20 protein-coding genes are annotated in these 21,976 nt (G+C 70.3%); 11 read left to right on the forward strand and 9 right to left on the reverse strand.

Annotated elements, in window-relative coordinates:
* Positions 1–197 precede the first annotated feature (197 nt).
* The 5 genes from leuA to OG574_RS30525 all read left to right on the forward strand — a co-directional run bounded on the left by leuA (position 198) and on the right by OG574_RS30525 (position 7,038).
* Entirely contained in the window at positions 198–1,916 is a 1,719-nt protein-coding gene (gene leuA / locus OG574_RS30505) for a 2-isopropylmalate synthase (RefSeq protein ID WP_326775816.1), read from the forward strand.
* A gap of 214 nt (positions 1,917–2,130) precedes the next feature.
* Positions 2,131–2,814: a TerB family tellurite resistance protein gene (locus tag OG574_RS30510; RefSeq protein ID WP_100594275.1), complete on the forward strand. Its 684-nt coding sequence runs from the start codon at positions 2,131–2,133 to the stop codon at positions 2,812–2,814.
* Positions 2,815–2,991: 177 nt separating this feature from the next.
* On the forward strand, positions 2,992–5,082 hold the full coding sequence (locus OG574_RS30515; RefSeq protein ID WP_326775817.1) for an MMPL family transporter: 2,091 nt from the start codon (positions 2,992–2,994) through the stop codon (positions 5,080–5,082).
* Between the two features lie 76 nt (positions 5,083–5,158).
* Positions 5,159–6,361, forward strand: coding sequence for a sensor histidine kinase (locus tag OG574_RS30520; RefSeq protein ID WP_398376463.1), 1,203 nt, complete (start codon positions 5,159–5,161; stop codon positions 6,359–6,361).
* Between the two features lie 65 nt (positions 6,362–6,426).
* Positions 6,427–7,038, forward strand: coding sequence for a response regulator (locus OG574_RS30525; protein ID WP_398376483.1), 612 nt, complete (start codon positions 6,427–6,429; stop codon positions 7,036–7,038).
* 8 nt (positions 7,039–7,046) lie between these two features.
* On the opposite strand, the gene OG574_RS30530 is transcribed toward OG574_RS30525, so the two are convergent.
* Genes OG574_RS30530 through OG574_RS30550 form a run of 5 tightly spaced genes read right to left on the reverse strand, consistent with a single transcriptional unit; the run spans position 7,047 to position 13,635 of the window.
* A complete protein-coding gene (locus OG574_RS30530) occupies positions 7,047–8,033 on the reverse strand; it encodes a dihydrodipicolinate synthase family protein (protein ID WP_326775819.1) in 987 nt (328 codons plus the stop codon).
* The gene (locus OG574_RS30535; RefSeq protein ID WP_326775820.1) at positions 8,030–9,034 is read right to left on the reverse strand and encodes an ABC transporter ATP-binding protein; all 1,005 of its coding nucleotides are present in this window, start codon (positions 9,032–9,034) and stop codon (positions 8,030–8,032) included. Before OG574_RS30535 ends, OG574_RS30530 begins: the two co-directional genes overlap by 4 nt.
* A complete protein-coding gene (locus OG574_RS30540) occupies positions 9,031–11,019 on the reverse strand; it encodes a dipeptide/oligopeptide/nickel ABC transporter permease/ATP-binding protein (RefSeq protein ID WP_326775821.1) in 1,989 nt (662 codons plus the stop codon). The genes OG574_RS30535 and OG574_RS30540 overlap by 4 nt, the downstream gene beginning before the upstream one ends.
* Positions 11,020–11,982, reverse strand: coding sequence for an ABC transporter permease (locus OG574_RS30545; protein WP_326778679.1), 963 nt, complete (start codon positions 11,980–11,982; stop codon positions 11,020–11,022).
* A 30-nt stretch (positions 11,983–12,012) separates the two neighbouring features.
* Positions 12,013–13,635, reverse strand: coding sequence for an ABC transporter substrate-binding protein (locus OG574_RS30550; RefSeq protein ID WP_326775822.1), 1,623 nt, complete (start codon positions 13,633–13,635; stop codon positions 12,013–12,015).
* A 194-nt stretch (positions 13,636–13,829) separates the two neighbouring features.
* Between OG574_RS30550 and OG574_RS30555 the strand changes: the two genes are divergently transcribed.
* The 5 genes from OG574_RS30555 to OG574_RS30575 all read left to right on the forward strand — a co-directional run bounded on the left by OG574_RS30555 (position 13,830) and on the right by OG574_RS30575 (position 16,997).
* Positions 13,830–14,573 (forward strand): FadR/GntR family transcriptional regulator, encoded by a 744-nt coding sequence (locus OG574_RS30555; RefSeq protein WP_326775823.1) that lies wholly within the window; start codon positions 13,830–13,832, stop codon positions 14,571–14,573.
* A gap of 404 nt (positions 14,574–14,977) precedes the next feature.
* On the forward strand, positions 14,978–15,193 hold the full coding sequence (locus OG574_RS30560; RefSeq protein ID WP_326775824.1) for a hypothetical protein: 216 nt from the start codon (positions 14,978–14,980) through the stop codon (positions 15,191–15,193).
* An 81-nt stretch (positions 15,194–15,274) separates the two neighbouring features.
* A complete protein-coding gene (locus OG574_RS30565) occupies positions 15,275–15,406 on the forward strand; it encodes a recombination protein O N-terminal domain-containing protein (RefSeq protein ID WP_234374349.1) in 132 nt (43 codons plus the stop codon).
* Positions 15,403–16,152: a DNA repair protein RecO gene (gene recO / locus OG574_RS30570; protein ID WP_100594283.1), complete on the forward strand. Its 750-nt coding sequence runs from the start codon at positions 15,403–15,405 to the stop codon at positions 16,150–16,152. The genes OG574_RS30565 and recO overlap by 4 nt, the downstream gene beginning before the upstream one ends.
* Before the next feature lie 23 nt (positions 16,153–16,175).
* Positions 16,176–16,997: an isoprenyl transferase gene (locus OG574_RS30575; protein ID WP_100594284.1), complete on the forward strand. Its 822-nt coding sequence runs from the start codon at positions 16,176–16,178 to the stop codon at positions 16,995–16,997.
* A 61-nt stretch (positions 16,998–17,058) separates the two neighbouring features.
* On the opposite strand, the gene OG574_RS30580 is transcribed toward OG574_RS30575, so the two are convergent.
* Genes OG574_RS30580 through OG574_RS30595 form a run of 4 tightly spaced genes read right to left on the reverse strand, consistent with a single transcriptional unit; the run spans position 17,059 to position 20,186 of the window.
* Positions 17,059–17,472 carry a Fur family transcriptional regulator gene (locus tag OG574_RS30580; RefSeq protein ID WP_326775825.1) on the reverse strand — a complete coding sequence of 138 codons (414 nt, stop codon included), beginning with the start codon at positions 17,470–17,472 and terminating at the stop codon, positions 17,059–17,061.
* A gap of 59 nt (positions 17,473–17,531) precedes the next feature.
* On the reverse strand, positions 17,532–18,428 hold the full coding sequence (locus OG574_RS30585) for a metal ABC transporter permease (RefSeq protein ID WP_100594286.1): 897 nt from the start codon (positions 18,426–18,428) through the stop codon (positions 17,532–17,534).
* A 1-nt stretch (position 18,429) separates the two neighbouring features.
* Complete coding sequence (locus OG574_RS30590; protein ID WP_326775826.1) at positions 18,430–19,212, reverse strand: metal ABC transporter ATP-binding protein; 783 nt, start codon at positions 19,210–19,212, stop codon at positions 18,430–18,432.
* Between the two features lie 17 nt (positions 19,213–19,229).
* A complete protein-coding gene (locus OG574_RS30595; RefSeq protein ID WP_326775827.1) occupies positions 19,230–20,186 on the reverse strand; it encodes a metal ABC transporter substrate-binding protein in 957 nt (318 codons plus the stop codon).
* Positions 20,187–20,383: 197 nt separating this feature from the next.
* On the opposite strand from OG574_RS30595, the gene OG574_RS30600 reads away from it, so the two are divergent.
* Positions 20,384–21,766, forward strand: a complete 1,383-nt coding sequence (locus OG574_RS30600; RefSeq protein WP_100594288.1) for a glycine--tRNA ligase — start codon at positions 20,384–20,386, stop codon at positions 21,764–21,766.
* Positions 21,767–21,976: the final 210 nt, after the last annotated feature.

The raw sequence follows: 21,976 nt of genomic DNA on the forward strand, positions 1-21,976 counted from the left end.
GCGATCCCGCATACTGATACAGACCCGCGTCCCTCGCACGGCTGGGCTAGGCTGCGACGCATCATGCGTTACGGGCTGCTTCTCCTTAGCTGCCGCGGCGAGGGCCTGTAGTCGAGGCCGACCCCCTCCCCGCGGAGTTCGGTGTTGCGCTCAGACCGTCGGCCGTCCTTCCGGACACACCCGAGGAGCCCCCGCACATGTCGAATTTCCAGCGCCCCACTTCCATGCCGGTCCACAAGTACGGACAGTACGAGCAGGTCGACATCCCCGACCGCACGTGGCCCGGCAAGCGCGTCACCGTCGCCCCCCGCTGGCTCTCCACCGACCTGCGCGACGGCAACCAGGCGCTGATCGACCCGATGTCCCCGGCTCGCAAGCGCGAGATGTTCGACCTCCTGGTCCGCATGGGCTACAAGGAGATCGAGGTCGGCTTCCCCGCCTCCGGCGAGACCGACTTCGCGTTCGTACGGTCGATCATCGAAGAGGGCGCGATCCCGGACGACGTGACGATCTCCGTGCTGACGCAGGCGCGCGAGGAGCTCATCGAGCGCACGGTCGAGTCCCTGAAGGGCGCCAAGCGCGCCACGGTGCACCTGTACAACGCGACCGCGCCGACCTTCCGCGAGATCGTCTTCCGCGGGACCAAGGAACAGATCAAGCAGATCGCCATCGACGGCACGCAGCACGTCATGGACTACGCGGAGAAGATCCTCGGCCCGGAGACGACCTTCGGATACCAGTACAGCCCGGAGATCTTCACCGACACCGAGCTGGACTTCGCCCTGGAGGTCTGCGAGGCGGTCATGGAGGTCTACAAGCCGGGCCCCGGCCGCGAGATCATCCTCAACCTGCCCGCCACGGTGGAGCGTTCGACCCCCTCCACGCACGCGGACCGCTTCGAGTGGATGCACCGCAACCTGTCGAACCGTGAGTACGTCTGCCTGTCCGTGCACCCGCACAACGACCGCGGCACGGCCGTCGCCGCCGCCGAGCTGGCCCTGATGGCCGGCGCCGACCGCATCGAGGGCTGCCTGTTCGGCCAGGGCGAGCGCACCGGCAACGTCGACCTGGTCACGCTGGGCATGAACCTGTTCTCGCAGGGTGTCGACCCGCAGATCGACTTCTCCGACATCGACGAGATCCGCCGCACCGCCGAGTACTGCAACCAGATGGAGGTCCACCCGCGCCATCCCTACGCGGGCGACCTGGTCTACACGTCCTTCTCCGGCTCCCACCAGGACGCCATCAAGAAGGGCTTCGAGGCGATGGACGCGCGGGCCGCGGCCGCGGGCAAGTCCGTCGACGACATCGAGTGGGCGGTCCCGTACCTGCCCATCGACCCGAAGGACGTCGGCCGCTCCTACGAGGCCGTCATCCGCGTCAACTCGCAGTCCGGCAAGGGCGGTATCGCGTACGTCCTGAAGAACGACCACAAGCTGGACCTGCCGCGCCGCATGCAGATCGAGTTCTCGAAGATCATCCAGGCGAAGACGGACGCCGAGGGCGGCGAGGTCACGCCGAAGGAGATCTGGTCGGTCTTCCAGGACGAGTACCTGCCCCACGCCGAGAACCCCTGGGGCCGCATCCAGGTCAAGGCCGGGCAGAGCACGACCGACACGGACGGCGTCGACACGCTGACCGTCTCGGCCGACGTCGACGGTGAGGCCACCGTCCTGACCGGTACGGGCAACGGCCCGATCTCCGCGTTCTTCGACGCCCTGCAGGCCGTCGGCATCGACGCCCGCCTGCTGGACTACCAGGAGCACACGATGAGCGAGGGCGCCTCCGCGCAGGCCGCCTCGTACATCGAGTGCGCGATCGGCGACAAGGTCCTGTGGGGCATCGGCATCGACGCGAATACGACACGCGCGTCCCTGAAGGCCGTGGTCTCCGCGGTCAACCGCTCCGCACGCTGACCCAGGTCACCGGCACGTTCCCCGGCCCCGTCCGCCCTCGTGGCGGGCGGGGCCGCGTCGTATACCGGCCACGGTCCCGTACAAGGTGATGACGCCGTATCAACAATGTGGCTAACATCACGCCCAACCAGGCGATGGGGCCTGGGGGTCGACGGAGGTGCGCGACGTGCTGCTGAATTGGGGACGAACCAGTCGTAACGGTCCCGGCGTTCCAGTGGCACGTGCCGGGGCCCGCCCCCTGTCGGGCCTCATCGGCGTCCGCACCGCGTGGACCACCGTCGGCGACGGCGAGTTCTTCTGTCCCGGCTGCGGCGGCGACCGCAACTACCGCCGCCGCACGGGCCGTCGCCGCTTCGTGCTCCTCGGCATCCCGCTCGTCCCGCGCGGCGCCACCGGCCCCGTCGTCGAATGCGCCGCCTGCGAGGACCGGTTCGCCGCCGACGTCCTCGACCACCCCACCACGCACCGCTTTTCCGCGATGCTCCGCGACGCCGTCCACACCGTCGTCCTCGCGGTCCTCTCCGCGGGCGGAGTCTCCTCCCGTACGGCCCTCGAGACCGCTGTCGCGACGCTGCGCGGCGCCGGGTTCGACGACTGCACGGACGTCCAGCTCGCCGCGCTCGTCGAGGCGTTGCTCACCGACGCGGGCCGCGTCCCCGAACACTGCGGGCCCGGCGCCGGACTCGCCATCGAACTCCACGAGGCCCTCGACCCGCTCGCCCCGCACCTCGCCCCCGCCGGACGCGAGTCGATCCTCCTCCAGGGCGCCAGAATCGCGCTCGCCGACGGGCCCTACACGCCCGCCGAACGCGACGTACTCAGCACCGCGGGCGCCGCGCTCACCATGTGCACCGACGAGGTGTCGCAGCTCCTGGAAGCCGCCCGCACCCCGTCGTGACGGAGTACGGCGCTCCCGTACTCCCCGGGGAGTAACGAGCCGCCGCACGCACCCCCGGCAGTACCCCGCACCTCGCCCTCACGCCCGACGAACCGAGGCCTCCCCGACGGGAGTCTGGAGACGTCCTGTCCGACCGGACGGCGACACCGGACACCGTGACATGAGGGAGGCCCGCCGATGGGGGGCGTACCGACAAAGAGGCGCCGGGCAGCCGTGCCCTGGACGCTGCTCGGCCTGTGGATCGTCGTGCTCGCGATCGCCGGGCCCTTCGCCGGCAAGCTGAGCGACGTCCAGCACGACCGGGCCGTCGACTATCTGCCGGCGAGCGCCGACTCCACGCAGGTGGCGAAGATCCAGGACGAGCTGCCGGGCGGCGAGAGCACCGAACTCGTCCTCGTCTACCACCGCGACGGCGGGCTCACCGCGGCCGACCGCACCACGGCCGCCGCCCAAGTCGCCCGCATCGAACGGGGCTTCGACCTCACCGCCGTCCCGAAGGGCGTACCGTCCCGCGACGGCGCCACCCTCATGTACCCGGTCGCCAGCACCACACCGGGACACGACGAGAAGGCCCGCGACGCCTTCGTCAACGATGTGCGCGACATCGCCCACGACACCGGCGGCCTGAGCGTCGACACCGGCGGAGCAGGAGCGCTCGCCACCGACGCGAGCGAGGTCTACGGCTCGCTCGACGGCCCCCTGCTCTACACGACCGTCGCCGTCGTCGCGATCCTGCTCGTCCTCATCTACCGCAGCCCCTTCCTGTGGCTCGTGCCACTCGTCGTCGCCGGCGTCGCCGACTTCCTGTCGATGGGCGTCGCCTACGGACTCCACCAGGCGTTCGGCACCACCGTCAGCGGCCAGAGCTCCGGCGTGATGACGATCCTCGTCTTCGGCGCGGGCACCGACTACGCGCTGCTCCTCGTCTCCCGCTACAGGGAGGAACTGCGCCGCATCGAGCGGCCCCACGACGCGATGCGCGCCGCACTGCGCGGCTGCGGCCCCGCCGTCCTCGCCTCGTCGGGGACCGTCGCCGTCGGCCTGTTCTGTCTGCTCGCCGCCGACCTCAACAGCAGCCGCGGCATGGGACCGCTCGGCGCCGTGGGCGTCCTGTGCGCGCTCGTCGCCATGCTGACGCTGCTGCCCGCCGTCCTCGTCCTGCTCGGAAGGCGCGTGTTCTGGCCGCTCGTCCCGGCGTACGGCTCCACGCCCAAGGCCCGCAGGTCCCTGTTCGCGGCGATGGGCAGTTCGGCCGGGCGCAGGCCGCTGACCGTCCTCGCCTCCGGCGCCCTGCTCCTCGGGGCGCTCGCGCTCGGCGTGTTCAGCCTGCCCGGCAGCCTCAAACAGGAGGACACCTTCACCGACAAGCCGGACTCCGTCGTCGCGATGCAGACCCTGGCCGCCGCGTACCCCGAGCGCGGCACCCAGCCCATCAGCGTGATCACCCCGACGGGCCGCGCCGGCGAGACGCTCGCCACCGCGCGCGACGTGCCCGGGGTCGCCGCCGCCGAGCAGGTGCGCAGCGGACACGGCTGGACGGAGATCTCCGTCACCGCCTCCTCCCCGCCCCAGTCCACGGGCGAGACGACCACCATCGAGACCCTGCGCGACCGGCTCGACGGCAAGGGCTCGTACGTCGGCGGACAGAGCGCCCAGCAGCTCGACCTGAGGGACACCAACTCCCGTGACCGCACGGTCGTCGTGCCGATCGTCCTGGCCGCCGTCCTGCTGATCCTCGTCGTGCTGCTGCGCAGCCTCGTCGCGCCGCTGATCCTGCTCGCCGCGGTCGTCGCCGTGTGGGGTGCCTCGCTCGGCATCGCCGGACTCGTCTTCGGGCCGCTGTTCGGCTTCCAGGGCACCGACCCCGGACTCGGCCTGCTGACCTTCGTGTTCCTCGTCGCCCTCGGCGTCGACTACGGAATCTTCCTGATGCACCGCATGCGCGAGGAGTCCCTCGCGGGCGCCGAACCGGGAGCCGCCGCGCTGACCGCGCTGCGCACCACGGGAGGGGTGATCGCGTCGGCCGGACTCGTCCTCGCCGCGACGTTCTCGGTCCTCACCAACATGCCGCTGGTGTCGCTCGTCGAGATGGGCTTCGTCATCGCGGTCGGCGTGCTCCTGGACACGTTCCTCGTCCGTACGTACCTGGTGACGTCGGCGAGCATGGCACTCGGCCGTGCGGTGTGGTGGCCCGGGCCGCTGTCCAGGAAGCCGCAGCCCCTGCCACCGGCCCAGGAACCGGAGCGCACCCTGGCGCCCACACCCTGACCGCCCCGCGGACCGTACGGCGCCCCTCTCTCCCCGGAGGGGCGTCCTCCGCGCCCTCCTGACGGAAGATGAACCGGTGGACGTCAAACACATCCTGGTCCCGGGCCTCGGCCGGCGCGACGTCAGCGCCGCCCGGACCCTGCGCGAGGACACGCTCCTGGCCGCCGCCGCGGCGGTCGCCGCCGTCGTGATCGCCCTGACGACGAGCGGCAACGGCCGTCACCCCGACGCGCTCGGCTGGGCCCTGCTCCTGGCCGCGCACATCCCGTCGGCGTTCCGGCGGCGGGCGCCGCTGCGGGCGTTCCTCGGCCTCGTCGTCTGCGTCGCCCCGTACCACGCGCTCGACTACAACCACACCGCGCCGATGATCGTCTCCATGACCGCCCTCTACACGATCGCCGCTACAGGCCGCACTCTGCGCACCCTGTTCCTCGGCGCCGGCGTCCTCGGCATCATGCTCGGCGTCAAGTTCGCGGAGGGCATGACCGAGGGCAAGGAGGCGCTGCGGATCTCCGGCTGGATCGTCGCGTTCCTCCTGGTCGGCGTCATCGTCCGCGTCCACCGCCAGTACGTCGCCTCGGTCGTGGAGCGCGCCGAGCGGGCCGAACGGACCCGTGAGGAGGAGGCGCGGCGCCGGGTCGCGGAGGAGCGGCTGCGCGTCGCCCGCGACCTGCACGACCTGCTCGCCCACAGCATCACCCTCGTCGGCGTTCAGACGTCGGTGGCCGCCCACGTCCTGCAGGCCGACCCGGACCGCCTGGACCGCGCCGCCGTGGCCAGGGCGCTCGACGACATCGCCGAGACCTGCCGCACCGCACGCGGCGAACTGCGCGCCACCCTCGAAGTGCTGCGCGCCGGCTCCGACGACAGCCGCGGCCCGCTCCCCGGGCTCGACGGGCTGCCCGACCTTGCCGAGGCCGCCCGCACCGCCGGAGCCACCGTCGACCTGTCCGTCGAGAACATGGAGGCACCGCCCGCCGTGGGCGCCGCGGCCTACCGCATCGTCCAGGAGGCCCTCACGAACGCCGTCCGGCACGGCGGCCCAGGACTCACCGTCCGCGTCGGCATCCGCAGCCGGGGCGACGCCCTCCATCTGCGCGTCGCGGACGACGGCGCACCCCCGCACCCGCCCGGCCCCGAACCCGACCGGCCCCCGGGCTTCGGCCTGCTCGGCATGCGCGAGCGGGCCCGCAGCGTCGGCGGCACCCTCGACGCCGGGCCGCGCGCCCAGGGCGGATTCGAAGTCGCGGCGGTCCTGCCGACCGGGGGACACCCGTGACCGAGCCCCAGCCCGTGCGCGTACTCCTCGCCGACGACCAGACCCTCGTACGGGCCGCGTTCGCGATGCTCGTCGAGTCCGCGCCCGACATGGAGGTCGTCGGCCAGGCCGGCACCGGCCGCGAGGCCGTGGAACAGGCCCGCACACGCCGCGCCGACCTGATCGTCATGGACATCCGCATGCCCGACCTCGACGGCATCGAGGCGACCCGCCTCCTCGCCGCCGACGAGGACCTCGCGGGCGTCAAGGTCCTGATGCTGACGACGTACGACACCGACGAACACGTCGTCGAGGCGCTGCGGGCGGGCGCGTCCGGATTCCTCGTCAAGGACACCAAGCCCGCCGAACTCCTCGACGCCATCCGCACCGTCGCCGCCGGCGAGTCCCTGCTCTCGCCCGGCCCCACGGCCCGCCTGATCGCCCGCGTCCTGCGCGCCCCGGCCGAGCCCGGCCCCGTCCCGCCCGGCCTCGCCGCGCTCACCGGCCGCGAGCGCCAGGTCCTGACCCTCGTGGCGCGCGGCCTCACCAACACGGAGGCCGCCGACGTCCTCGGCCTCAGCCCTCTCACGGTGAAGACGCACGTGAGCCGCATCATGGGCAAGCTGGGCGCGCGCGACAGGGCCCAACTCGTCATCGTGGCCTACGAGTCGGGCCTGGTCGAGCCGGGCGGCGCCTGAACGCGCGGCTACAGCAACCCGGCCCCGGCCAGAAACTTCCCGACCCGCTCGACCTCGCCCGCGGACAACGGAATCTGCGGAGCAGCCGTCACCGGGCAGTCGATCACGCCCCGCAGATACAAGGCCGCCTTGAACGCCCCGAGGGCGGACGAACTCCCGCCCATCCGCGCCGGATCCCCCACCCGCACCATCTGGAACAGCGCACACAGCCGCTCCTGCTCGATCCGCGCCCGCTCCCGGTCACCGGCCCGGCAGTACGCGTACAGCCGCGCGTATCCGGCCGGGTCGACGTTCCCGAGACCGGGCACCACCCCGTCCGCGCCCATCGCGAGCGCCGAGTCCACGGTCAGCTCCGACCCGGTCAGGACGCTGAACCCCGTGACGTCGGCGCGGGAGCGCGCCCCGATGAGGACCTCGCGGAACGCGCCCTCGTCACCGCTGGAGTCCTTCAGGCCGGCGAGCGTCCCGTCGGCGGCCAGGTCGAGCACGAGGTCCGCGCCCAGCTTGGAGTGCACCGACGCCGGGAGGTCGTAGGCGAAGACCGGCCGGCCGCAGCGCTGGGCCAGGAGCCGGAAGTGGCGGGCGATCTCTGCCGGGTGGGTGCGCGTGTAGAACGGCGCCGTCGCGACGATCCCGTCCGCGCCGGCCTCCGCCGCCGTACGGGCGTGGTCGAGGACGCGCAGCGTCGCCATGTCGATCGCCCCGGCCAGGACGGGCAGCTGGCCGGCGACATGACCGACGACGGTGTCGATGACCACTTTGCGGTGCCGGTCGGGCAGAAAGGCCGCCTCGCTCGTCGAGCCGAGCACGAAGAGCCCGTCGACACCACCCGCGACGAGGTGGTCGACCAGGCGTACGAGGGAAGCGACGTCCACCTCGTTGTCCGGGGTCAGGGGCGTGCAGACGGGCGGGACGACTCCGGTCAGCAGAGGGAAAGGCGCGTAGCGCGGCCTTGAAAGGGCGGTGGTGGGAGGCGGGTGGGCGGGTGGTGTCATGAGACCTCCTGGACGAGTTCGTGCGTGGACTGGCCCTCGCGCACGGGATGGTGGCAGCGGAACCGGTGCCCGTCACCGCCTGCCTCGAACTCCGGCATCGCCTCCGCGCACACCGCGTCGGCCTTCCAGCACCGCGTACGGAACGGGCAGCCGCTCGGCGGATGCGTCGCCGACGGTACGGGGCCGACCAGCGGAATCGGGTCGATCGGGTCGAGCAGCCCGGGTGTCGCCGAGAACAGCGCACGGGTGTACGGGTGCCTGGCCCGGTCGAGCACGTCCGCGGACGGAGACTCCTCCACGATCCGGCCCAGATACATCGTGATCACACGGTCGCTCATGCGCCGTACGGTCTGGATGTCGTGCGAGACGAACACGAGGGCGAGACCGAGGCGTTCCTTCAGGTCGAGCAGCAGATTCAGGATCTGCGCCCGCACCGACACGTCGAGCGCGCTCGTCGGCTCGTCCGCCACGACCAGGGCGGGTTCGAGGGCGAGGGCACGGGCGATCGCCACGCGCTGGCGCTGCCCGCCCGACAACTGCCCGGGCAGCGCCCCGGCGAGCGCGCTCGGCAGTCCGACCAGGGACATCAGCTCCCGTACGCGCTCCTCGCGCGTGGCGGGCGTGCCACGGTGGTGGACGTCGAGGGGGTCGCGCAGGATCTGGCGGACGGTCAGGCGCCGGTTCAGGGCGGTCGACGGGTCCTGGAAGATCATGCCGACACCTTCGCCGACGGTGGCGCGCCGCTCGCCCGGCTTCATGGTCCACAGGTCGCGGCCGTCCACGACGACCGTGCCGGACGTCGGGCGCTGCACCCCCACGAGGACCTTGGCGAGCGTCGACTTGCCGCAGCCGGACTCGCCGACCACACCGACCGTCTCGCCGGGCGCCACGGACAGGTCGGCGCCGGTGAGGGCGTACACCCGGTCTCGGGCGAACAGGCCGCCGGAGCGGGCCCGGTGCACCACGTGGGCATCCCTCAACTCGACCGCGGGATCCGTCACTTGACAACCTCGCTTCCCCGGGGAGCCGGAACCGTGGGCGGCGGGACCACCGCCGGATGGTGACAGGCCGACGCATGCCGCCGGCCGCCGAGCAGATCGGGCGCCGTCGTCCGGCACACCTCGCTCGCCATCGGGCACCGGTCGGCGAACCGGCAGCCCGCCGGGAAGGCGGCCGGCGACGGCACGACACCCCGGATCTGCGTCAGGCGGTCCGCCGCCGTCTCGAGCGACAGGACCGAGCCGAGCAGCCCGCGCGTGTAGTGGTGGGTGGGCGCCTCGACGAGGTCCGCCGTCACGCCCGTCTCCACGATCTGCCCGCCGTACATCACGACCACCCGGTCCGTGACGTCGGCGACGAGTGCCAGGTCGTGCGAGACGAGGATCAGCGCGAAGCCCAGCTCCTCGCGCAGCCGCAGCAGCAGGTCGATGACCTGCGCCTGCACGGTGACGTCGAGCGCGGTCGTCGGCTCGTCGGCGACGATCAGCTTCGGGCTGCGCGACAGGGCCATCGCGATGAGGACGCGCTGGCGCTGGCCGCCCGACAGCTCGTGCGGGTAGCTGCGCAGGGTCCGCTCGGGGTCGAGGCCGACGAGGGAGAGCAGCTCGGCCGGGGTGCGCCGGCCACCGCGGCGTACGACCTGCTTGAGCTGGGAGCGTACGGTCATCGCCGGGTTCAGCGAGGACAGGGCATCCTGGTAGATCATCGCCATGTCGTGGCCGAGGAGGCGGCGCCTGGCCCCCATCGAGCGGCCGATCAGTTCCTGGCCGTCGAAGGTGACCCGGCCGCGGATCCGCGCGCCCTTGGGTTCGAGCCCCATCACGGTCAGCGCGGTCAGCGACTTGCCGCACCCCGACTCGCCGACCAGGCCGAGCACTTCACCCGGGCGTACGTCGAAGGTGATGCCGTCGACGATGTCCACGCCGCCGTGCCGCGCGTCGAAGCCGATGGCGAGATCGGTGACCTGGAGGACGGGGTCGCCCTCGGGCAGGGGCCGGGCGCGGGACCTCAGCCGGGCGGCGGCCTCGGTGAGTCCGGGCAGTTCGAGGACGGTGCCGCTGCCGGGCTTCGGCGCTTCGAGGCGGTCCGCCTCCGCGCCGGACACGTCACGCGCGGCGGGCGCGGCCCACGCGTCGGACACGCCCTCGGACAGGATGTTGAGCGCCAGCACGGTGAGCAGCATCAGCAGACCGGGGAAGACGGTCGCCCACCAGCCCCCGATCAGGACCATGTTCTTGCCGTCCGCGATGACACTGCCCCACGACGGGTCGGGCGGCCGGACCCCAGCCCCGATGAACGACAGCGACGCCTCGAAGACGATGGCCTCCGCGACCTGCACCGTGCAGAACACCAGCACAGGCGCGGCGCAGTTGACCGCGACGTGCCGCAGCACGATGTGCGGCGTCCGCGCCCCGATCACCCGCTCCGCCGTCACATAGTCCTCGCCGTACTGGTCGAGCACGTTGGCCCGTACGACCCGGGCGACCGGCGGAGTGAACAGGAACGCGATCGCGCAGATCAGTACGGGGATGCCGCCGCCGAACACGGCGACGAGGACCGCCGCCAGAGCGATCCCGGGGAACGCCATCACGACATCGAGGCAGCGCATCAGCGTCTCGTCGACCGCCTTGCGCGACGTCGCCGCGATCGCGCCGAGGACCGCGCCCACCACGAGCGCGAGCAGCGTCGCGCCGAGCCCGATGGCGAGCGACCAGCGTGCCCCGTACATCAGCCGGCTGAGGATGTCGCGGCCCAGGCTGTCCTGGCCCATCCAGTGGCTGCCCGACGGATGTCCGGTGCCGTCGGTCTGCGACTGCTGGTCGAGCGGGTCGTGCGGTGCGAGCAGTGGCGCGAACAGCGCCACGAGGACGACGACGGCGACGACGGCGACCGCGATCCGGGACAGGACGGGCAGCCGGCGCAGGGACCGCAGCCGGATGCCCGGCCGGGACAGCGCCTCGGCGAGCGCTTTACGGGAGGTGACCATCTAGCTCTGCGCCCCCCTGAGCCGCGGGTTGACCATCAGATACAGGATGTCGATGGCGAGGTTCACGACGACGAACCCCACGGCCGTCGTCAGGACGACGCCCTGGACGACCGCCGGGTCACCGTTCTTCACCGCGTCGATCATCAGCTTCCCCATCCCCGGCAGGGAGAAGATCGTCTCCGTGACGACCGCCCCGCCCAGCAGATAGCCGACCCGCAGTCCGAGCACGGTCAGCGGATTGATCAGGGCGTTGCGCAGCACGTTGCGCCCCACCACGACGACCGGCGGAAGACCGCTGCCGATCGCCGTACGGACGTAGTCCTTGTCCAGCTCCTCGACCACCGCCGTACGCACGATGCGCGTCAGCTGCGCCGCGACCGGCAAGGACAGCGACAGCGCCGGGAGTGTCATGCACTTGAGCCAGCCGGTGAAGGAGTCCGCCGGGTTGATGTAGCCGCCGGTCGGGAACCAGCCCTGCCCGACCGCCAGATACTGGATCATCAGCAGCGCCAGCCAGAACCCGGGCGCCGCAACCCCCGTCAGCGACACGACCCGGATGACCTGGTCGAGGAGCCGGTCGCGGTGGATGGCCGCCGTGACACCGAGCACCAGGGACACGACGACCGCGACCGCGAGGCCGAGGAACGTCAGTTGGAGGGTCAGCGGCAGCGCGGTGGTCACCTGGTCGACCACCGGCTGCCGGGTCAGGGCGCTGACGCCCATGTCGCCCCGGACGAGATCACCCACGAAGTGGAAGTAGCGCACGGGCAGCGGATCGAGCAGCCCGTTGCGCTCCCGGAAGTCGTGCAGCTGCTGAGGCGTCGGATTGGCCCCCTGGAAGAACGCCGACGCCGGATCGCTGTCCGAGAACCGCATCACGAGAAACACGAACAGGACGATGCCGAGCAGCAGCGGCACGAGCAGGACCAGGCGTCGGGCCAGAATTCTGGCGATCACGACCACGGGCACGAACTCCCTTGCGAGACAGCCGCGTTACGCGGGCTTGGCCTTGAGCACGTTGATCCCGGGATAGGGCTGCGCCTGCACGCCGGTGATCTTCTTCGGGTCCCAGGCCGTCATCAGCTCGTTGTGCACGACCGGGTAGAGCACGGCCTGCTCGGCGACGATGTCGATGTACTCCTGGATCATCGTCTTCTTCTTCGCCGGGTCCGGCTCGCGCGTGGCCTGGTCCATCAGCTTGAAGAGGTTCTTGGCGTCGGAGCTGCCCGCCCAGCGCGCGTAGCCCATCCACAGGTTCGAGGGGCCGTAGTTGTAATGCATGATCAGGTCCGCGTCCACCCCGAACTGGTTGGGGTTCGAGGCGGCCGCCACGATCTGGTAGTCCTTCTTCTGGTCCATCTTCGTGAAGACGGCCGTGGTCTCCTGCGGGTCGAGCGTCGTCTTCACGCCGATCGCGTCCCACGACGCCTTGATCGTCGGCAGACAGTCCATGATCCACGACACGTTGACGGACATCAGGGAGACCGAGAGCCCGCTCACCCCGGCGTCCTTGAGGAGCTTCTTCGCCTTCTCGGGGTCGTAGTCGTACACCGTCTTCGCCGGCCGGTGGTCGGGGTTGCCCTCGTTCAGGAACGAACTCGCGCCCTTCCCGTGCCCCTTGAGCGCCACCTCGATCATCTTCTGCCTGTCGATGGCGTAGTGCAGCGCCTGGCGCACCCGCACGTCGTCGAACGGCTTGTGCGCGGTGTTGAACATCAGGAAGAGGTTGTTCATCCCGGCCCCGCCCTCGACGGTGAGGCCGCCCTTCTTCAGCTGGGCGATGTTGGCGTACGGGATGTTGTCCGCGATCTGCGCGTCCGCGCTGCCACCGGAGATCTTCGCGACGCGGGGCGCGGCGTCCACGATGGTCAGCCAGTTCATCTTCTTGAACGACGCCTTGAGCGGCCCGTTGTAGTCCGGATACGCCTCGAAGGTGGTGTTCGTCTTCGGCTGGTGCGAGGACTGCCGGTACGGGCCCGAGCCCACCGCCTTGCCCTTGGTCGCGTCGTCCCACGCGCCCGGCTTCGAGAACACGTGCTTCGGCATGATCTTGGCGAGGGTCAGCCGCGCGGCCCCGTCGGGGAACGGGAACTTGAGGACGAGCTCGACGGAGTCGTCGCCCGTCTTCCTGACCTCCTTGAGCCAGCTCTCGAAGAACCCCTTGGCCAGCGACTGCGTGCCCGGGTCGAGGATCCGGTCGAAGACGAACACGACGTCGTCCGCCGTGACGGGCTTGCCGTCGTGCCACTTGGCGCCCGCGCGCAGGGTGAACTTCCAGGAGGTGGTGGCCAGTTCGGCGTCCGTCGGCACCTTCGTGGCGAGCGCCGCGTACGGCTCGCGCGTGATCGGGTCGGTGTCGAGGAGTCCCTCGTAGATGTGCTGGTTGCCGGCCATGGCGAAGGCCGACGCGGTCTGCGTCGGATCCCAGCTTCCGTCGTTGCCGTACCCGATGACCGCGGTCAGCGAGGATCCGCCGCCCTTGCCGCCGCCCGTGTCGTTGGTGGACTTCGGCCCGGACGAACAGGCCGACAGGGAGGTGGAGATGGCAGCGGCCGCGCCGAGGGCGCCGGTGTACTTGAGGAAGGATCGGCGGCCGGTCGGCTCGTGGTCGCTCATGGTGCCTCCAGAGAGGGAGATGCGCGGGAGATCCAACGTCCTACGTCTTGGTAGCGACGTGACCATAAGAGCGCCGGGAGGGCCGGTCAAGAGATCGCGCAGAGAAGCCCGGAGGGAAGGCCGGAGAGCTCCGGGCGCCGGGCGGGAAGAAGTTTGGTCCCGACATGGGACGTGGGACGTCTGCTGCGCCTACGATGCGGCGCATGTCTGAGGAGCCCAGGAACCCGGCGATCCGGCACCGCCGCGTCAGCCAGCAGGTCCAGCGCGCGGTCACACAGCTCATCCTGGACAGAGGGCTGCGGCCCGGCGAACTGCTGCCCACCGAGGCCGAGTTGATGGAATCGCTCGGCGTCAGCAGAAACTCCGTACGCGAGTCCCTCAAGGCACTCCAGGCACTCGACATCGTCGAGATCAGACACGGCTACGGCACCTACGTCGGCCAGGCCTCCCTCACCCCGCTCGCCGACGGCCTCACCTTCCGCACCCTGCTGCGCCCCGCCGCCGACGCGCACGCCCTCGCCGAGATCCTCCAGGTCCGCGAGATCCTCGAGGAAGGCCTGATCCGCAGGGTCGCCGCGGCCCCGCTCCCACCGGAGATCCTCGACCGGCTCGACGACATCGTCCGGAAAATGGCCGCCGCGGGCCGGGTCGACGAGCCCTTCGCCGACCTCGACAGGGACTTCCACGAGACCCTCTACGGCTCGCTGGGCAACGAGCTGATCCCGCAGCTCCTCGGCGCGTTCTGGAACGTCTTCGACCGCGTCGCCGGCGCGCGCTCCTGGTCCAGCGACCCCGACCCCGACGTCACCGTCAGCCGCCACCGCGACATCGTCACCGCCCTGCGCGCCCAGGACGCCGTCGGCGCGCAGCGGGCCATGGCCCATCACTTCCGGGGCATCGAGGCACGCGCGGAACAGGAGACGAGAGGCGTCGAGTGAGCGCGCTGGATATCTGTGGAGTTACGCGCGCACATTCCCCCGGCTTCAAACAGCATCGAGCATCCCCGTTCCGAATAGGGTGTTCGAATTCGCTCTCGCTACATAGAGCTCAGAGGTCGTTCCCACTCTAATTGGCGCGCGTACCCGCCGGGGCGGGAAGCGTGAAATCCGACGGCGGCGGGGAGCCACCTGACGTGGGCGGAACGGCGGCCCGGGCATGCGATCTAAGGTGCGGGAAGGGCTGAGCGAATACCCGCGCCCGAGGTCGGGAATTGCCTCTCGCGTCACCCCGCTGACGATTCAGCGCCACGTCCCGTGTCTGCTCGTGGAATGGGGCCGTTGTTTCGGTTGACGCCGCCGCCCGCCGGGAAACGCACGGAACGTATGGACAGGAGCCAACGCCGATGAAGCCGCCAATCGGTTCTTACGCCGTCGACATCAGCACCGGTCAGGTGGGCCGGGTCATGGGGCACGAGGGTCCGTACGTACAGCTCCGGCCCTTCGGCGGCGGCCGCGAATGGGACTGTGCCCCGGACACGGTGCGAGCGGCGACGACTTCCGAGCGGCTGCGGGCGGCAACGGCCTATGCGAACGCGAGGAGCCGCGGCGAGGTCCCCTGACTCCACCTTGGGAGGTCCCGTGACCGCACCCCTTCGTAGGTCCCCGGCCCCCACCCCTTCGGCGTAGGCGAGAATAGGCGCATGAGCCTGTTCCGCGACGACGGCATCGTGCTGCGCACCCAGAAGCTGGGTGAAGCGGACCGCATCATGCTGTTTTCTCCCGGGGGGCGACCCCCGTACCCCCAGCCGGACACCCGTGGCGGCGTGCGATGAGCCTGTTCCGTGACGACGGCATCGTGCTGCGCACCCAGAAGCTGGGCGAAGCGGACCGCATCATCACGTTGCTCACTCGCAATCACGGGCGCGTGCGCGCCGTGGCGCGTGGTGTGCGGCGGACCAAGTCCAAGTTCGGGGCGCGGCTCGAGCCCTTCTCGCACGTCGACGTGCAGTTCTTCGCCCGGGGCAGCGAGCTGATCGGGCGCGGGCTGCCCCTGTGCACCCAGAGCGAGACCATCGCCCCCTACGGCGGCGGCATCGTCAGCGACTACGCCCGCTACACCGCCGGCACCGCCATGCTGGAGACCGCGGAACGCTTCACCGACCACGAGGGCGAGCCGGCCGTCCAGCAGTACCTCCTCCTGGTCGGCGGACTGCGGACCCTCTCCAGGGGCGAGCACGAACCCCACCTCGTCCTCGACGCCTTCCTGCTGCGCTCCCTCGCCGTGAACGGGTATGCCCCGAGTTTCGGCGACTGCGCGAAGTGCGGCCTCCCGGGCCCCAACCGGTTCTTCTCCGTCGGCGCGGGCGGCTCGGTTTGCGTCGACTGCCGGGTACCGGGCAGCGTCGTACCCTCACCGCAGGCACTCATCCTCCTCGGCGCGCTCCTGACCGGCGACTGGGAGACGGCGGACGCGTGCGAGGCACGCTTCGTCAGAGAGGGCAGCGGACTGGTGTCGGCGTATCTGCACTGGCACCTGGAGCGCGGACTGCGCTCCCTGCGTTACGTAGAGAAAAGCTAGAACTGAGCTAGGGGAGAGCCCACATGGCACGTCGCGGAATCCTCGGACGGTCCCGCCGTGAGTACAAGACGCCCGAACCGCACCCGACGGGCGCGCGGCCGCCGAAGATCCCCGGCGAGCTGGTACCGGAGCACGTCGCCATCGTCATGGACGGCAACGGCCGGTGGGCGAAGGAGCGCGGACTGCCGCGCACCGAGGGCCACAAGGTCGGCGCCGAGCGCGTCATGGACGTCCTCCAGGGCGCGATCGAGATGGGCGTCGGCGCGATCTCGCTCTACGCCTTCTCCACGGAGAACTGGAAGCGCTCACCCGACGAGGTCCGCTTCCTCATGAACTTCAACCGCGACTTCATCCGCAAGACCCGCGACCAGCTCGACGAGCTGGGCGTACGGGTGCGCTGGGTGGGCCGCATGCCCAAACTGTGGAAGTCGGTCGCCCAGGAGCTGGAGATCTCCCAGGAGCAGACCAAGGGCAACGACAAGCTGACCCTGTACTTCTGCATGAACTACGGCGGCCGCGCCGAGATCGCCGACGCCGCGCAGGCCATCGCCGAGGACGTGAAGGCGGGCCGCCTCGACCCGTCGAAGGTGAGCGAGAAGACCTTCGCGAAGTACCTCTACTACCCGGACATGCCGGACGTCGACCTGTTCCTGCGCCCCAGCGGCGAGCAGCGCACCTCCAACTACCTTCTGTGGCAGAGCGCTTACGCCGAAATGGTCTTCCAGGACGTCCTGTGGCCCGACTTCGACCGCCGCGACCTGTGGCGCGCCTGTCTCGAGTACGCCTCCAGGGACCGCCGCTTCGGCGGCGCCATCCCGAACGAGGAACAGATCGCCAACAGCTGATCAAACGGCTGTGGGGGGTACTCGGAAGTACCCCCCACAGCACGCGAAAGAAAAACGGCGCTCAGCTCTCCGCGGCGGCGCGCGCGCACTCAGCGCACGTACCGAAGATCTCCACCGTGTGCGCCACGTTCACATACCCGTGCTCCGCGGCGATCGCCTCGGCCCACTTCTCCACGGCCGGCCCCTCGACCTCGACCGCCTTGCCGCACACCCGGCACACCAGGTGATGGTGGTGCTCGCCGCTGGAGCAGCGCCGGTAGACGGCCTCGCCGTCCGACGTGCGCAGGACGTCGACCTCGCCCGCGTCGGCGAGGGACTGCAGGGTGCGGTAGACGGTCGTCAGACCCACCGAGTCACCCTTGTGCTTGAGGACGTCGTGGAGCTCCTGGGCACTGCGGAACTCGTCCACCTCGTCGAGCGCCGCCGCCACGGCCGCACGCTGGCGGGTCGACCTGCCTCGAACCGGGGCTCCCACTGTTGCCTCCTCGGATTTACTGCCGGCGGCCCATTGTGCCAGGCCGCGCGGGGCCCGGGTCAGACCTCGGCCCCGGCCTGACCGGGGATCCGGCCCGGAATAGCACACTCCGCCGGGTCACCGGCCGCGCTCGCCGCCGCCCGCGCCCTGCGCCTGGCCAGCGGCGTGGCGATCAGGCTGAAGACGATGAACGCCGCGATGGTCAGCAGCACGATCGTCGCGCCGGGCGGGATCTCGACGTAGTAGTTGGTGATGGTGCCGCCCAGCGTAGTGGTGACGCCGATGGCGACGGCGATCGCGAACGTCGCCGCGAAACTCCGCGTCAGCTGCTGCGCCGCCGCCACCGGGACCACCATCAGCGCCGACACCAGGAGCAGGCCCACGACGCGCATCGCGACGGTGACGGTCGCCGCCGCGGTCACCGCGACGAGCAGGTTCAGGACGCGCACCGGCAGGCCGGTGACCCGGGCGAACTCCTCGTCCTGGCTGACCGCGAACAGCTGCCGGCGCAGACCGATCGTGACCAGGGCGACGAACCCGGCGAGGACACAGATCGCCACGAGGTCGCTCTGTGAGACGGTCGACAGCGAACCGAAGAGATAGCTCTGCAGATTCGCCGTGGAGCCGCCGGGGGCGAGGTTGATCAGCATCACGCCGCCCGCCATACCCCCGTAGAAGAGCATCGCGAGCGCGATGTCGCCGCGCGTCTTCCCGTACCAGCGGATCAGCTCCATGATCACCACGCCGACCACGGAGACGGCCATCGCCATCCACACGGGCGACGTGGAGAGCAGGAAGCCGAGGCCGACGCCCGTCATCGCGACATGGCCGATGCCGTCGCCCATCAGGGCCTGCCTGCGCTGGACGAGATAGATGCCGATCGCGGGGGCGGTGATGCCGACCAGGACCGCGGCGAGCAGGGCCCGCTGCATGAAGGCGGAGTCGAGGAATTCCATGTCAGCTCAGCAGTCCTGTGCGTACGGGGGTGAGATCCGAGGTGTGCGGGTGGACGTGGTCGTGGCCCGGCAGCGCGTGCTGGCCGACCGCCTCGGGCGGTGGCCCGTCGTGCAGGACACAGCCGTCGCGCAACACGATCGCGCGGTCGATCAGCGGCTCCAGGGGACCCAGCTCGTGCAGGACGAGCAGCACGGAGGCACCGGCCGCGACCTGCGCCCGCAGCGTCCGAGCGAGGATCTCCTGGCTCGCCAGGTCGACGCCCGCCATGGGCTCGTCCATGATCAGCAGCTCGGGCTCGGAGGCCAGGGCACGCGCGATCAGCACGCGCTGGTGCTGGCCGCCGGAGAGCGCGTCCACCGAGTCCTTGGCACGGTCGGCCATTCCGACCAGGTCCAGCGCCCGGCGCACCGCCTCACGGTCGGCCTTGCGTAGCAGCCCGAACCGGGCCCGCGACAGCCGCCCCGAGGACACGACCTCGGTGACCGTGGCCGGCACACCGCCCGCGGCGGTCGTCCGCTGCGGCACGTACCCGACCCGCGCCCAGTCCCGGAACCGCCGCCGTGGCGTGCCGAAGATCTCGACCTCGCCGCCGCTGACCGGCACCTGCCCGATCACCGTACGGACGGCCGTCGACTTGCCCGAACCATTGGCGCCGAGCAGGGCCACGACCTCACCGCGGCGCACGGTCAGATCGATGCCGCGCAGCACGGGACGCGAGCCGAGCTCGGCCGTCACGCTGCGCAGGGCTATGACGGGCTCGTCGGCCTTCACCGATGCGTCCATGCCGCTGTCCTCCGTGGTCACTTGGCGCCGAGCGCCGTCTGCAGGGCCTTCAGGTTCGAATCCATCACCTGGATGTAGTCGTCGCCCTTGGACTTGTCCGTGATGCCCTCGAGCGGGTCGAGTACATCGGTCTTGAGGTGCGCGTCGCCCGCGAGGGTCTTCGCCGTCCTGTCGCTGACGAGCGTCTCGTAGAAGATCGTGGTCACCCCGTCGGCCTTCGCCATGCTCTGGAGATCCTTCACGCGCGCCGCGCTGGGCTCGCTCTCCGGGTCGAGACCGCTGATGGCCTCCTCGGTGAGCCCGTACCGCTCGGCCAGATAGCCGAAGGCCGCATGGGTCGTGATGAACACCTTCGAGCCGGTGTTCTTCAGCCCGTCCTTGAACCGCGTGTTCAGCCCGTCGAGCTTGCCGACCAGCGCCGCGGTGTTCTTCCTGTACGCCGCCGCGTGATCCGGGTCGGCCTTCTCGAAGGCCTTGCCCACACCCTCGGCGACCTCGGCGTACTTCACCGGGTCCAGCCAGATGTGCGGGTCGCGGCCGCCCTCCGAGCCGTGCTCGTGGTCGTGCTCCTCGGCGTGCCCGCCGACCTCGGTGCCGTGCTTCTCCAGATGCGTCAGGGAGGCCGCATCGACCTTGGTCTTGATCCCGGACTGCTGGATCGCGTCGTCGACGGCCGGCTGGAGGCCCTTGAGATAGAGGGCGACACCCGCGTCCTGGATCTGCGCGGTTTGCTTGGCGCTGATCTCCAGGTCGTGCGGCTCCTGGCCGGGCTTGGTCAGATTGGTGACGGCGACGTGGTCCCCGCCGATCTGCTCCGCTAGGTACTGCATCGGATAGAACGACGCCACCACCGCGAGCTTGCCGTCGCTGTTCCTGCCGTCACCCGAGGAGGCGGAGCAGGCCGACAGGGCCGTGAGGCCGAGCACGGTGACGGAGGCGACAGCGGCGGTGGGTATGAGGCGTCGTACGTTCATGACACTCATTTTCAACAAATCTGGAAACGATTGTCAACAAGCTGTCGCCGCGATCGCACCGAAACGGGCATCCCACCCCAGCCCGGGCTCCGGACCCCCAACCGATTTGATCCGGAGCCCCACGCCGCCGGTAACCTGAAGCATTCGCATTCGCTCTGAAGCAGCAGCTTCGTCGTCGTCGTAATGAAGAGAGCACCGTGGCCGCCGACAAGATCGACACCATCGTCAGCCTGAGCAAGCGCCGTGGCTTCGTCTACCCGTGCAGCGAGATCTACGGCGGCCAGCGCGCCGCCTGGGACTACGGGCCGCTGGGCGTCGAGCTGAAGGAAAACCTCAAGCGCCAGTGGTGGCGCTACATGGTCACCTCGCGCGAGGACGTCGTCGGTATCGACTCGTCCGTGATCCTGGCGACCGAGGTCTGGCAGGCCTCCGGCCACGTCGCCACGTTCACCGACCCGCTCACCGAGTGCACCTCCTGCCACAAGCGGTACCGCGCGGACCACCTGGAGGAGGCGTACGAGGCCAAGCACGGCAAGCTGCCGGAGAACGGCCTCACCGACCTCAACTGCCCCAACTGCGGCAACAAGGGCACCTTCACCGAGCCCAAGCAGTTCTCGGGCTTGCTTTCCACGCACCTCGGCCCCACGCAGGACAGCGGCTCCATCGCCTACCTGCGCCCCGAGACCGCCCAGGGCATCTTCACCAACTTCGCCAGCGTCCAGCAGACCTCTCGCCGCAAGCCGCCGTTCGGCATCGCCCAGATGGGCAAGAGCTTCCGCAACGAGATCACGCCCGGCAACTTCATCTTCCGCACCCGCGAGTTCGAGCAGATGGAGATGGAATTCTTCGTCAAGCCGGGCGAGGACGAGAAGTGGCAGGAGTACTGGATGGAGCAGCGCTGGAACTGGTACACCGGCCTCGGCATGCGCGAGGAGAACATGCGCTGGTTCGAGCACCCGGCGGAGAAGCTCTCCCACTACTCCAAGCGCACCGCTGACATCGAGTACCGCTTCCGCTTCGGCGGCAACGAGTGGGGCGAGCTCGAGGGCGTCGCCAACCGCACGGACTACGACCTCTCCGCGCACTCCAAGGCCTCCGGCCAGGACCTCTCGTACTTCGACCAGGAAGCCGGCGAGCGCTACACCCCGTACGTCATCGAGCCCGCCGCCGGTGTCGGCCGCTCCATGCTCGCCTTCATGCTCGACGCCTACGTCGAGGACGAGGCGCCCAACGCCAAGGGCAAGATGGAGAAGCGCACCGTCATGCGCTTCGACCACCGCCTCGCCCCGGTGAAGGTCGCGGTCCTCCCGCTCTCCCGCAACCCGGAGCTGTCCCCGAAGGCCAAGGGACTCGCCACCGCGCTGCGCCAGAACTGGAACATCGACTTCGACGACGCGGGCGCCATCGGCCGCCGCTACCGTCGCCAGGACGAGATCGGTACGCCGTACTGCGTCACCGTCGACTTCGACACCCTCGACGACAACGCCGTCACGGTCCGCGAGCGCGACACCATGAAGCAGGAGCGTGTCTCCCTCGACCAGATCGAGGGCTACCTGGCGACGCGCCTCGTCGGCTGCTGAACCCAGGCCTGAACCCAGGCTGAACCCCTAAGGGGTCCCGCGCCACGGAAGCGGCCCAGGAGCGTGCACATCGCGCTCCTGGGCCGCTTCCGTCGTTGCCGGGCGGCCGCGGACGCCGGCGAGACACACAACGCACCACAGAAACCCCCCTGTTGATATTGCTCTTGCTGCACACTCCTTGCGGAAAGCGCGCTCACAGGGGCCGCGGAG

The sequence above is a fragment of the Streptomyces sp. NBC_01445 genome, assembly GCF_035918235.1.
In the GTDB taxonomy this organism is placed as follows: domain Bacteria; phylum Actinomycetota; class Actinomycetes; order Streptomycetales; family Streptomycetaceae; genus Streptomyces.

Bases quoted from the DNA above. Each gene is read 5' to 3' on its own strand.
- leuA (WP_326775816.1), top strand. From the start codon at position 198: ATGTCGAATTTCCAGCGCCCCACTTCCATGCCGGTCCACAAGTACGGA.
- OG574_RS30515 (WP_326775817.1), top strand. From the start codon at position 2,992: ATGGGGGGCGTACCGACAAAGAGGCGCCGGGCAGCCGTGCCCTGGACG.
- OG574_RS30525 (WP_398376483.1), top strand. From the start codon at position 6,427: ATGCTCGTCGAGTCCGCGCCCGACATGGAGGTCGTCGGCCAGGCCGGC.
- OG574_RS30530 (WP_326775819.1), bottom strand. From the start codon at position 8,033: ATGACACCACCCGCCCACCCGCCTCCCACCACCGCCCTTTCAAGGCCG.
- OG574_RS30540 (WP_326775821.1), bottom strand. From the start codon at position 11,019: ATGGTCACCTCCCGTAAAGCGCTCGCCGAGGCGCTGTCCCGGCCGGGC.
- OG574_RS30550 (WP_326775822.1), bottom strand. From the start codon at position 13,635: ATGAGCGACCACGAGCCGACCGGCCGCCGATCCTTCCTCAAGTACACC.
- OG574_RS30555 (WP_326775823.1), top strand. From the start codon at position 13,830: ATGCGGCGCATGTCTGAGGAGCCCAGGAACCCGGCGATCCGGCACCGC.
- OG574_RS30560 (WP_326775824.1), top strand. From the start codon at position 14,978: ATGAAGCCGCCAATCGGTTCTTACGCCGTCGACATCAGCACCGGTCAG.
- OG574_RS30565 (WP_234374349.1), top strand. From the start codon at position 15,275: ATGAGCCTGTTCCGCGACGACGGCATCGTGCTGCGCACCCAGAAGCTG.
- recO (WP_100594283.1), top strand. From the start codon at position 15,403: ATGAGCCTGTTCCGTGACGACGGCATCGTGCTGCGCACCCAGAAGCTG.
- OG574_RS30575 (WP_100594284.1), top strand. From the start codon at position 16,176: ATGGCACGTCGCGGAATCCTCGGACGGTCCCGCCGTGAGTACAAGACG.
- OG574_RS30585 (WP_100594286.1), bottom strand. From the start codon at position 18,428: ATGGAATTCCTCGACTCCGCCTTCATGCAGCGGGCCCTGCTCGCCGCG.
- OG574_RS30590 (WP_326775826.1), bottom strand. From the start codon at position 19,212: ATGGACGCATCGGTGAAGGCCGACGAGCCCGTCATAGCCCTGCGCAGC.
- OG574_RS30595 (WP_326775827.1), bottom strand. From the start codon at position 20,186: ATGAACGTACGACGCCTCATACCCACCGCCGCTGTCGCCTCCGTCACC.